Raw genomic sequence first — 11144 nt, 5'->3', positions numbered from 1 at the left:
GCGCCGCCTCGCGCCGCGCGTTTCGCCCGAACGCGCCGGTGCAAGCGGCGGCGCCATGCCAAAATAGCCGGTCGTCTTCGCGCCGTCTCGGCGCACCGTCCTTTAGTTTCCTTCGCAGCCAGGGATTGCCATGTCGTCATTGCTCAGGATTGGTTTGATGGGTTTCGGTTTCGCCGGCGCGACATTCCACGCGCCCGTGATCGCCACGAGCGGCCGCACTGAAGTCGCCGCGATCGCAACGGGGCAACCCGATCGCGCGCAGGCTGCGTATCCGGGCGCGCGCGTCGTCCCCGATCTCGACACGCTGCTCGGCCTCGACGACATCGAATGCGTGGTGATCGCCACGCCGAACGACACGCACTTCGCACTCGCGCGCCAGGTGCTCGAAGCCGGCCGCCACGTGGTCGTCGACAAGCCCGTCACGCTCACCGCCGACGAAGCGCTCGCGCTCGCGCGGCTCGCGAACGCGCGCAGCCGGCTGTTCGCGCCGTTCCACAACCGCCGCTGGGACGGCGATTTCCTCACCGTGCGCCGCATCGTCGAATCGGGCGAGCTCGGCCGGCTCACCTATTTCGCGTCGCACTTTGACCGCTTCCGGCCGACGCCGCGCACGCGCTGGCGCGAGGAGCCTGCCCGCGGCGGCGGCCTGCTGCTCGACCTCGGCCCGCACCTGATCGACCAGGCGCTCGCGCTGTTCGGCCTGCCGGAAACGGTCGGCGCGACCGTCAAGACGCGCCGCGACAACGGCACGGCGCCCGATTTCGTGCATCTGCAACTCGGCTATCCGGACAAGGACATCGCGCTGCATGCGAGCGCGCTGTCGGCGATCGAACCGGCGCGCTTCACGCTGCACGGCACGCTCGGCAGCTACCAGAAGTTCGGGCTCGACACGCAGGAGGACCAGCTCAAGGCCGGCCTCACCGCGGACGACGTCGAATTCGGCGGCGGCAACCCGCCCGGCCTGCTGCGCGTGCTCGACGGCGACGTCGAGGTCGAGGTCGAGCGCCCGGTGCCGACGCTCGACGGCCAGTATGCGGAGTTCTACCGCGCGCTCGCCGCATCGATCCGCGACGGCGCGCCGTTCCCCGTCACCGCGCAAGACGCCGTCGACGTGATGACGATCATCGAGCTCGCCGCCCAGAGCGAGCACGACGGCCGCCGGCTGCCGTTCGTGCGCCGCACGATCTGACACCCGCGCGCCGGCCGGTAATGGCCGGCCGGCGCACGTGCCGTTGGATCAGCCGGAACATTCGGTTACAAATGCCGGGGGAACGAAAGTCAGCGCCCGACCGGTCTGACGCGTTTCTCAAAAAAGTCGATCCGACACCAATCCGTCAGGAGAATGTTGATGCAACGGTTGATTCGCGCGGCAGCGTGCTGCGTCCTGGTTTCCTCACTTGCGGCCTGTATCGTGCAGCCGCCGCAGCCGGTCCGCCCGGCGCCCCCGCCGCGGCCCAATCCGCAGGTCGTCGCGAACGAGCGGCTGCAGCAGATCCAGGGCCGGATCGACAACCTGCACCGCCGCATCGATGCGCGCGTGAACGGCGGCTACTACCCGCCGCCCTACGGTGCGCAGCTTCACCATCGCCTCGACGTGATCCGCCAGGAATCGAACGACATGTCCGCGCAGCATAGCGGCGGCCTGTCCGGCGACGAACAGCGTGTGCTGAATCAGGAACTCGACACGGCCGCACGCGCGATCGGCGAGTAACGCGCCGGCGCCCGCCGGTGCGGAAAAAAGCGGCGGCACCGGTTGCCGCCGCTTGTCGCGAAGCGACATTCTTTTGCTCAAATTGACAATGCCCACCCGCTCGCGTACAGTCGCCCGCACGCGTCGGGAGAGCGTGTGACCGGGCTGTTTCAACCCGGTTGCGCCGCCGAAGGGGCACACCCGCAAACTCTCAGGCAAAAGGACCGACCGCGTCGGGGAATCCCGTCCGCGCATTGCGCGGGCCATACTCTCCCCGCACTCTGGAGAGCGGCAGTAGCCCGCAGCGCATCTGCTGCGCGGGCAAGCTGCCCACCGAAGGGGCGCGCGTTCGCCAGGCCTGGCCGGCAGCGCAATCTCTCAGGTATCGAGGACAGAGGGGCATGTACCGGATCGCTCGCAGGCCGTCGGCCGCGGTGGTCGGCACATGGCCGTTCTGATCCGCGCGCAAGCGCCTTGCCTGAGGCCTCGATGACTGCACTGAATCACACCCCGCTCAACGCCGCGCACCGCGCGCTCAATGCCCGCATGGTCGACTTCGGCGGCTGGGACATGCCCGTCAACTACGGCTCGCAGATCGAAGAACATGCAGCCGTGCGCAGCGACGCCGGCATGTTCGACGTGTCGCACATGTGCGTCGTCGATTTCACCGGCAGCCGCGTGCGCGCGTTCTTCGAGCATGCGATCGCAAACAACGTCGGCAAGCTCAAGACGCCCGGCAAGGCACTCTACTCGTGCCTGCTCAATCCGCAGGGCGGCGTCATCGACGACCTGATCGTCTATTACTTCACCGAAGAATTCTTCCGCGTCGTCGTCAACGCCGGCACCGCCGAGAAAGACATCGCGTGGTTCAACCAGCTGAACGAGCAAGGCGGCTTCGGCGTCACGATCGCGCCGCGCCGCGATTTCGCGATCGTCGCCGTTCAGGGCCCGAACGCCCGCGAAAAGGCCTGGGCGACGGTGCCCGCCGCGCGCGCCGCAACGAGCGAGCTGAAGCCGTTCAACGCCGCGCAGGTCGCCGGCACGCCGTTCGGCGATCTCACCGTCGCGCGCACCGGCTATACGGGTGAAGACGGCTTCGAGGTGATCGTCCCGGCCGTGCACGTCGAAGCACTGTGGAACGCGCTGCAGCAAAACGGCGTGCGCCCGTGCGGGCTCGGCGCGCGCGACACGCTGCGCCTCGAGGCCGGCATGAACCTGTACGGCCAGGACATGGACGACACCGTGTCGCCGCTCGACGCGGGCCTCGCGTGGACGGTCGACCTCTCCGCGCCGCGCGACTTCGTCGGCCGCACCGCACTGGAAGCCAACGGCACCCGCGCCGCGTTCGTCGGCCTGATCCTGCAGAAGGAAAACGGCAAGGCGGGCGGCGTGCTGCGCGCGCACCAGAAGGTCGTCACGCCGCACGGCGAAGGCGAGATCACGAGCGGCACGTTCTCGCCGTCGATGCAGGAATCGATCGCGTTCGCGCGCGTGCCGGCGGCCGTCCAGATCGGCGACCTGGTCCAGGTGCAAATTCGAGACAAGAATCTTCCCGCGCGCGTGGTAAAACTGCCGTTCGTGCGCAACGGCAAGGTCCTCGCTGCGTAACGGCCGGGAGGCCCGCCTCCCGGGAAGCCGGGAAATGGCGCCCGGCGCAACACCACACCCGGCGCGCCCCGGCGGCGCGCCAGCAAAACGAACAAACCCTTTTAATCAGGAGCATCCGATGAGCAACGTCCCGGCCGAGCTGAAATACACCGACGAACACGAGTGGATCCGCACCGAGGCAGACGGCACGCTGACGATCGGCATCACCGATCACGCGCAGAACACGCTTGGCGACATCGTGTTCCTCGAGCTGCCGAAAGTCGGCACGCAGGTCAAGGCAGGCGACGCGATCGGCGTCGTCGAATCCGTGAAAGCCGCATCGGACATCTACTCGCCCGTGACCGGCGAAGTGGTCGCGATCAACACCGACGTGGTCGACACGCCGGAAGACGTGAATGGCGATGCGTATGACGCATGGCTGTTCAAGATCAAGCTCGCGGCCGGCGCATCGACCGACAACCTGCTCGACGCTGCCGCCTACAGCAAGCTGATCGACTAACCCTCCCTGAATCGCGCGGGACGGGTCAGCCGCCCTGCCCCGCGCGGAACCCGGGCCGGCGTCAACGCGCTGCCCCGGGTCGACCGCACAGCATGGGGCCCGAGTCGGCGCGCAAGCGCCAGCCTGGGCCGACCAAGGAACGCCATGAAGCTCGAACACCCGGACCGCCTGATGAACCGCACGCCCCTCTCGCTCGCCGCGCTCGAAACGCACGATGCGTTCGCCGAACGCCACATCGGCCCCGACGCCGCCAGCCAGCAGGCCATGCTCGACACGCTCGGCTTCGCGTCGCGCGCCGCCCTGATCGACGCCGTGATCCCGGCCTCGATCCGCCGCGCCGAAACGCTGCCGCTCGGCCCGTTCGCGCAGCCGAAGAGCGAGGCCGAAGCCCTCGCCGCGCTGCGGGTTCTCGCGGACAAGAACCAGGTGTTCCGCTCCTATATCGGTCAGGGTTACCACGACACGCACACGCCGGCCGTCATCCTGCGCAACGTGCTCGAAAACCCGGCGTGGTACACGGCCTACACGCCGTACCAGCCAGAAATTTCCCAGGGCCGCCTCGAGGCGCTCCTGAACTTCCAGCAGATGGTCGCCGACCTGACGGGCCTCGCGATCTCGAATGCGTCGCTGCTCGATGAAGCCACCGCCGCGGCCGAAGCGATGACGCTGCTGCAGCGCACCGGCAAGCCGGCGTCGAACGTGTTCTACGTCGCCGACGACGTGCTGCCGCAAACGCTCGAAGTGATCCGCACGCGCGCGCTGCCGGTCGGCATCGAGGTCAAGACGGGCCCGGCCGCCGACGCTGCGCAATCGAACGCATTCGGCGTGCTGCTGCAGTACCCGGGCGTGAACGGCGACGTGCGCGACTACCGCGCGCTCACCGAAGCGATCCACGCGGCCGGCGGCCACGTGGTCGTCGCGGCCGACCTGCTCGCGCTGACCGTGCTCACGCCGCCCGGCGACTGGGGCGCGGACGTCGCGATCGGCAACACGCAGCGCTTCGGCGTGCCGATGGGCTTCGGCGGCCCGCACGCCGCGTATCTCGCGGTGCGTGACGAATTCAAGCGCCAGATGCCGGGCCGCCTCGTCGGCGTGACGGTCGACGCGCAGGGCAAGCCCGCGCTGCGCCTCGCGCTGCAGACGCGCGAACAGCACATCCGCCGCGAGAAGGCCACGTCGAACGTGTGTACCGCGCAGGCGCTGCTCGCGATCATGGCCAGCATGTACGCGGTCTACCACGGCCCGCACGGCCTGAAGACGATCGCGCTGCGCGTGAACCGCATCGCCGCGCTGCTCGCCGCCGGCGTGAAGCAGCTCGGCTTCACGACCGTCAACGACACGTTCTTCGACACGCTGACGATCGACACCGGCGCGCGCACCGCGCAGGTTCACGAATTCGCGAAGGCGAAGCGCATCAACCTGCGCCGCGTAAGCGACACGCAAGTCGGCGTGTCGGTCGACGAAACGACGACGCGCGACGACCTCGCCGATCTGCTCGCCGTGTTCGCGCAAGCCGCGGGCGGCACCGCACCGGCCGTCGACGCGCTGGACGCGGGCCTCGCCGGCGTCGCCGCGCTGCCGGCCGGCCTCGAGCGCACGAGCGCGTACCTGACGCACCACGTGTTCAACCGCCACCATTCCGAAACCGAAATGCTGCGCTACCTGCGCAGCCTGTCGGACAAGGATCTCGCGCTCGACCGCTCGATGATCCCGCTCGGCTCGTGCACGATGAAGCTGAACGCGACGTCGGAAATGCTGCCCGTCACGTGGCCCGAATTCGGCGGCATCCACCCGTTCGCACCGGCCGACCAGACCGTCGGCTACCGCGAGATGATCGACCAGCTCGAGCAGATGCTCGTCGCGGCCACCGGCTACGCGGCCGTGTCGCTGCAGCCGAACGCGGGCTCACAGGGCGAGTACGCGGGCCTGTTGATCATCCACGCTTACCACGCATCGCGCGGCGAAGCCCATCGCGACGTGTGCCTGATCCCGGCGTCCGCCCATGGCACGAACCCGGCATCCGCGCACATGGCCGGCATGAAGGTCGTGGTCGTCGCATGCGACGCACAGGGCAACGTCGACATCGCCGACCTGAAGGCGAAGGCCGACGAGCACGCGAAGGACCTCGCGGCGATCATGATCACGTATCCGTCGACGCACGGCGTGTTCGAGCAGAACGTCCGCGAGATCTGCGAGATCGTTCATGCGCACGGCGGCCAGGTGTACGTCGACGGCGCGAACATGAACGCGATGGTCGGCCTGACCGCGCCGGGCCAGTTCGGCGGCGACGTGTCGCACCTGAACCTGCACAAGACCTTCTGCATCCCGCACGGCGGTGGCGGCCCGGGCGTCGGCCCGGTTGCAGTCGGCGCGCACCTCGCGAAGTTCCTGCCGAACCAGCGTTCGACCGGCTACACGCGCGAAGAAGACGGCATCGGCGCGGTATCGGCCGCGCCGTACGGCTCGGCGTCGATCCTGCCGATCTCGTGGATGTACATCGCGATGATGGGCGCGAAGAACCTGACTGCCGCGACGGAAACCGCGATCCTCAACGCGAACTACATCGCGAAGCGCCTCGCGCCGCACTACCCGGTGCTGTATTCGGGCCCGGGCGGGCTGGTTGCGCACGAGTGCATTCTCGACCTGCGTCCGATCAAGGAATCGAGCGGCATCAGCGTCGACGACGTCGCGAAGCGCCTGATGGACTACGGCTTCCATGCGCCGACGATGAGCTTCCCGGTGCCGGGCACGCTGATGGTCGAGCCGACCGAATCGGAATCGCAGGAAGAACTCGACCGCTTCATCGCCGCGATGATCGCGATCCGCGACGAAATCCGTGCGGTCGAGGAAGGCCGCGCCGACCGCGAGGACAACCCGCTGCGTCACGCACCGCACACGGCGGCCGTCGTCACCGCGAACGAATGGCCGCACGCGTACTCGCGCGAGCAGGCCGCGTACCCGGTCGCGTCGCTCGGCACGAACAAGTACTGGCCGCCGGTCGGCCGCGCGGACAACGTCTATGGCGACCGCAACCTGTTCTGCTCGTGCGTGCCGATGTCGGAATACGCATAACGCACGCCAGGCCAGGAGCCGCCCGATGGTGACCACACCGCACGCAACCCGGAGTTGCGTGCGGTTTTTTTGTTCGCCGCTCGAACCGGTTCACGTTCGCCCGACAATCCGGCTAACATCACACGCGATCCAGCCAATGAAGGAGTTCCGCATGGTGCGTCCGATGTTTCCGGGCCATGGTGCAATGCAAGGGCGGCCGCGCGCGCGCCGCGTCGTGCCGATGCTCGTCGCGTCGCTGTCGTTTGCCGCTGCCGGCCTCGGCGCGGCCGGCAGCTCGCGCGCGGCGATGAATTTCTGCGCGGCGCCGGCACTGCAGGCGAGCGAGACGACACAGGCCGAGCCGGGCATCCAGGCGCTGATCCGCAGCGTCGACGCGCGCATCGGCGAGCAGCCGAAAGCGATGGCGCGCGTGCACACCGAGGGCACGCTGCCGCACGAAGGTATCTACGACCAAAGTGCGGCCGCGCTGAAGGATCTCGACCTGATGCGCGATGCCGCGCTCGCGTGGCGCGTGACGAACGCGCCGCGCTACCTGCAGCTCGTCGACCGCTTCCTGTCCGCGTGGGTCGCGACCTACCAGCCGAGCTTCAACCCGATCGACGAAACACGTTTTGAAAGCCTGATCGTCGCGTATGACATGACCGCGAGCGCGCTGCCGGTGAAGACCCGCAACGCGACGGCCGCGTTCATCGCGAAGCTCGGCGCCGGCTATGTCGCGCAGATCGACGCGCAGAAGCGCCCGCTCACCGGCACCTGGCGCAACAACTGGCAGAGCCACCGGATCAAGCTGATCGCGCTGTCCGCGTTCACGCTCGGCGATCGCAAGATGATGAACGCCGCGCAGCGGCTGTTTGTCGAGCATCTCGCCGACAACATCGGCCCGGACGGCAAGACCTGGGACTTCGAGGAACGCGATGCGCTGCACTACGCGGTCTACGACCTGCAGCCGCTGGTGACGGCCGCGCTCGCCGCGCGCCGCTTCAACCGCAACTGGCTGCGCGAACGGGGCGCGAACGGCGCGACGCTCGCGGTTGCGCTCGACTGGCTCGTGCCGTACGCGCTCGGCGAGAAGACGCACGAGGAATTCGTGAATTCGCCGGTGCCGTTCGATGCGAAACGCCGCGAGGCCGGCCTGCCGGGCTACACGGGGCAGTGGGACCCGAAAAACGCCACCGAACTCTTTCATCTGGCCGCGCGGCTCGACGGGCGCTATGCCCGCGTCGCGCAACAGCTTTCCCCAACGCCGCCCGCATGGCTCGCCGCGTGCCTGCCATTGCAGGCGCGCTAGCATTATTCTTAAAGCAAGGCAGGAATCAACATGGCAGTCAGCGTCTTTGACCTCTTCAAGATCGGTATCGGTCCGTCCAGCTCGCATACGGTCGGGCCGATGCGCGCGGCGCTGATGTTCGTCCAGGGCCTCGAGCGCGACGGGCAACTCGACGCCACGGCGCACGTGAAGGTCGAGCTGTACGGTTCGCTCGGCGCGACCGGCAAGGGCCACGGCACCGACCGCGGCGTGATGCTCGGCCTGCTCGGCGACGCGCCCGACACCGTCGATCCCGAAACCATCGACGCGCGGCTGGAAGACGTCCGCAAATCGAAGCAGCTCGCGCTGCTCGGCACGCATCCGGTGCCGTTCGTGCTGAAGGAGAACATCGCGTTCTACCGTCAGGCGCTGCCCGAGCATCCGAACGGCATGAAACTGCGCGCGTCCGACGCGAGCGGCAACGTGCTGGTCGAGCGCACCTACCTGTCGGTCGGCGGCGGCTTCGTCGTGACGGCCGGCGCACCGAACACGAAGGTGCTGAGCGCGGCCGAGCAGATGACGCACCCGTTCCGCACCGGTGCCGAGCTGCTCGCGCTGACCGAGTCGACCGGCAAGTCGATCGCGCAGCTGATGTGGGAAAACGAGCGTGCGTGGCACACCGAGGAAGAAACGCGCGACGGCCTGCTGAAGATCTGGGCCGTGATGCAGTCGTGCGTGTCGCGCGGCTGCGGGATCGGCAACCCGGAAGCCGACGGCAACCTGCCCGGCCCGTTCCAGGTCAAGCGCCGCGCGCCGCAGCTGTACCGCACGCTGACGGGCAGCCCGGAGCGCGCGCTGCAGGATCCGCTGTCGATGATCGACTGGATCAACCTGTACGCGATCGCGGTCAACGAGGAAAACGCGGCCGGCGGCCGGGTCGTCACCGCGCCGACCAACGGCGCGGCCGGCATCATCCCGGCCGTGCTGCACTACTACACGCGCTTCACGCCCGGTGCGAACGAACAGGGCGTGATCGACTTCCTGCTCACGGCTGCCGCGATCGGCATCCTTTACAAGCTGAACGCGTCGATCTCAGGTGCGGAAGTCGGCTGCCAGGGCGAAGTGGGCGTCGCATGCTCGATGGCGGCCGGCGCGCTCGCGGCCGTGCTCGGCGGCACGCCGCAGCAGGTCGAGAACGCGGCCGAAATCGGGATGGAACACAATCTCGGCCTCACCTGCGACCCGGTCGGCGGGATGGTGCAGATCCCGTGCATCGAGCGCAACGCGATGGCGTCGGTGAAGGCGGTCAACGCGGCGCGCATGGCGCTGCGCGGCGACGGCTCGCACTACGTGTCGCTCGACTCCGTGATCAAGACGATGCGCGAGACGGGTGCCGACATGAAGACGAAGTACAAGGAAACGTCGCGCGGCGGGCTGGCGGTGAATATCGTCGAGTGCTGATGCCGCACGGGTGGCCGCGCGGGACGGATCAATCTCCCGCGTGACCGCCGGACACGGTACCCGGCATCAATCGTCCAGCCAGTTCTCCAGCCGCAATCCCGGATAACTGTCGAAATCCCGCTCGTTGTTGGTCACGAGGACAACATCGAGCGACACCGCATGAGCGGCGATCAGCTTGTCGAGGTGATCCTTCTTCCGCTCGCGGGTTGCCTCGCGGACCGGGCCGTACGCTTGCGCAGCCGCGACGTCGAACGGCGCGACCGGAATGTCGTCGATCAGCGCGGCAAGATTGCCGCGCTCCCGCGCAGGGCTCGCGCACGTCGTGACGCCGTACTCGAGCTCTGCATACGTGATCGCCGACATCACGACGTCCCCCGTGTAGCACTGCGCAAATCGTCTCGCAACCTGCTCCGGCTGATTCTTCATCAGGTAGATGCACATGTTGGTGTCGAGCATGTAGCGCGGCATCACAAACCCTCGCGTTCGGCCTGCTCGTGGTCACCACGCCCTTCAGCCATGAAATCCGGCCCGAATTGCGCGAATTTCTCGAGGACGCGGGTCAACGGCCGCCGCGCCGGCCGAATACGGATTTCGTCGCCGATGCGCTCGATTTCCAGTTCGATATCACTGCGTTCATAGGCCAGGTCGGCAGGAATTCGCACGGCCTGCGAGTTGCCGTTCCGAAATACCCTCGTCGTATGCATGTCGCCCCCAACATCCGGATGTACCGTGGATGTACAGTATATCCGCTTGGCCGACGATGTAAATCCATGTGTGTACATGTGCGCTCACCCTGATATCGATTCGAAAGCGAACGCCGGCACGCCGTCTGTTCATTCCGGATAGGGCCCCATTCGCGGCGCCCACGGCAAGCGAGCCGGCTCGACATTCGTAGCGCCTGATTTTTCAGCGTCGGGGGCGCGCACACAAGCTGGCCGTTCGGCCGAACCCGAAGCGCGTACCACGAATCCCCCTGCGTTCCGACACTTTTCAGCGGCCGGCGCACCGGCGCCCCGTCAACGGGCGTAAGCTGTACGTCCCGCTACCCAGGGAGACGGCAGCCCATGTCGCATTCCAAGGATCTCGAGCAGCACGCCACCACCGGCGCACGACTGCTCGTCGATGCGTTGCTCGCCAATCACGTCGAACGCGTGTTCTGCGTGCCGGGCGAGAGTTTCCTCGCCGTACTCGATGCGCTGGCGGACGACACCGCACGCATCCAGACGGTCGTCTGCCGCCACGAGGCGGCCGCCGCGAACATGGCCGAGGCCGTCGGCAAGCTGACCGGCCGCCCCGGCATCGCGTTCGTCACGCGCGGGCCCGGCGCGACCCACGCGTCGATCGGCGTGCACACCGCGTTCCAGGATTCGACACCGATGATCCTGTTCGTCGGCCAGTGCGCACGCGAGCACCTCGACCGCGAAGCCTTCCAGGAAATCGACTACCGGCGGATGTTTGGCCAGATGGCGAAATGGGTCGCGCAGATCGACGACCCGCGCCGCATTCCCGAATACCTGAGCCATGCGTTCCACATCGCGACGTCCGGCCGTCCCGGCCCGGTCGTGCTC

At 67.8% G+C, this 11144-nt stretch carries 10 protein-coding genes and 2 riboswitches; of the genes, 8 read left to right on the top strand and 2 right to left on the bottom strand.

What is annotated here, in order from left to right; all coding sequences use genetic code 11:
- Nucleotides 1–130: 130 nt before the first annotated feature.
- From JYJ84_RS17795 to JYJ84_RS17765, 7 genes are all read left to right on the top strand, one after another.
- A complete protein-coding gene (locus JYJ84_RS17795; RefSeq protein ID WP_175222276.1) occupies nt 131–1189 on the top strand; it encodes an oxidoreductase in 1059 nt (352 codons plus the stop codon).
- Nucleotides 1190–1348: 159 nt separating this feature from the next.
- Nucleotides 1349–1711: a hypothetical protein gene (locus JYJ84_RS17790; RefSeq protein WP_122946578.1), complete on the top strand. Its 363-nt coding sequence runs from the start codon at nt 1349–1351 to the stop codon at nt 1709–1711.
- 114 nt (nt 1712–1825) lie between these two features.
- A riboswitch (glycine riboswitch) is annotated at nt 1826–1928 on the top strand.
- Nucleotides 1929–1961: 33 nt separating this feature from the next.
- Nucleotides 1962–2095: riboswitch (glycine riboswitch) on the top strand.
- Nucleotides 2096–2179: 84 nt separating this feature from the next.
- The gene (gene gcvT, locus JYJ84_RS17785) at nt 2180–3298 is read left to right on the top strand and encodes a glycine cleavage system aminomethyltransferase GcvT (RefSeq protein WP_122944110.1); all 1119 of its coding nucleotides are present in this window, start codon (nt 2180–2182) and stop codon (nt 3296–3298) included.
- A gap of 118 nt (nt 3299–3416) precedes the next feature.
- Nucleotides 3417–3797 (top strand): glycine cleavage system protein GcvH, encoded by a 381-nt coding sequence (gene gcvH, locus JYJ84_RS17780; protein WP_175222275.1) that lies wholly within the window; start codon nt 3417–3419, stop codon nt 3795–3797.
- A gap of 144 nt (nt 3798–3941) precedes the next feature.
- Nucleotides 3942–6869 carry an aminomethyl-transferring glycine dehydrogenase gene (gene gcvP / locus JYJ84_RS17775; RefSeq protein ID WP_175222274.1) on the top strand — a complete coding sequence of 976 codons (2928 nt, stop codon included), beginning with the start codon at nt 3942–3944 and terminating at the stop codon, nt 6867–6869.
- A 151-nt stretch (nt 6870–7020) separates the two neighbouring features.
- A complete protein-coding gene (locus JYJ84_RS17770) occupies nt 7021–8157 on the top strand; it encodes an alginate lyase family protein (RefSeq protein ID WP_205189333.1) in 1137 nt (378 codons plus the stop codon).
- Between the two features lie 30 nt (nt 8158–8187).
- On the top strand, nt 8188–9576 hold the full coding sequence (locus tag JYJ84_RS17765; protein WP_175222273.1) for an L-serine ammonia-lyase: 1389 nt from the start codon (nt 8188–8190) through the stop codon (nt 9574–9576).
- Nucleotides 9577–9642: 66 nt separating this feature from the next.
- Here JYJ84_RS17765 and JYJ84_RS17760 read toward each other — a convergent pair whose 3' ends face one another.
- Complete coding sequence (locus tag JYJ84_RS17760) at nt 9643–10044, bottom strand: type II toxin-antitoxin system VapC family toxin (protein WP_122944106.1); 402 nt, start codon at nt 10042–10044, stop codon at nt 9643–9645.
- Complete coding sequence (gene vapB, locus JYJ84_RS17755; protein WP_122944105.1) at nt 10044–10280, bottom strand: type II toxin-antitoxin system VapB family antitoxin; 237 nt, start codon at nt 10278–10280, stop codon at nt 10044–10046. The genes JYJ84_RS17760 and vapB overlap by 1 nt, the downstream gene beginning before the upstream one ends.
- Before the next feature lie 360 nt (nt 10281–10640).
- Here vapB and JYJ84_RS17750 point away from each other — a divergent pair.
- Nucleotides 10641–11144, top strand: a 504-nt coding sequence (locus JYJ84_RS17750; protein ID WP_275890727.1) for a thiamine pyrophosphate-binding protein, incomplete at its 3' end; no start/stop codon positions are given.

The sequence above is a fragment of the Burkholderia sp. LMG 13014 genome, from assembly GCF_905232215.1.
In the GTDB taxonomy this organism is placed as follows: domain Bacteria; phylum Pseudomonadota; class Gammaproteobacteria; order Burkholderiales; family Burkholderiaceae; genus Burkholderia.
The sequence above is the reverse complement of the archived record's forward strand: the minus strand, read 5'-3'. Positions and strand labels throughout refer to the sequence as shown.

Bases quoted from the DNA above. Each gene is read 5' to 3' on its own strand.
- JYJ84_RS17765 (WP_175222273.1), top strand. From the start codon at position 8,188: ATGGCAGTCAGCGTCTTTGACCTCTTCAAGATCGGTATCGGTCCGTCC.
- JYJ84_RS17790 (WP_122946578.1), top strand. From the start codon at position 1,349: ATGCAACGGTTGATTCGCGCGGCAGCGTGCTGCGTCCTGGTTTCCTCA.
- JYJ84_RS17770 (WP_205189333.1), top strand. From the start codon at position 7,021: ATGGTGCGTCCGATGTTTCCGGGCCATGGTGCAATGCAAGGGCGGCCG.
- JYJ84_RS17795 (WP_175222276.1), top strand. From the start codon at position 131: ATGTCGTCATTGCTCAGGATTGGTTTGATGGGTTTCGGTTTCGCCGGC.
- vapB (WP_122944105.1), bottom strand. From the start codon at position 10,280: ATGCATACGACGAGGGTATTTCGGAACGGCAACTCGCAGGCCGTGCGA.
- gcvT (WP_122944110.1), top strand. From the start codon at position 2,180: ATGACTGCACTGAATCACACCCCGCTCAACGCCGCGCACCGCGCGCTC.
- gcvP (WP_175222274.1), top strand. From the start codon at position 3,942: ATGAAGCTCGAACACCCGGACCGCCTGATGAACCGCACGCCCCTCTCG.
- JYJ84_RS17760 (WP_122944106.1), bottom strand. From the start codon at position 10,044: ATGCCGCGCTACATGCTCGACACCAACATGTGCATCTACCTGATGAAG.
- gcvH (WP_175222275.1), top strand. From the start codon at position 3,417: ATGAGCAACGTCCCGGCCGAGCTGAAATACACCGACGAACACGAGTGG.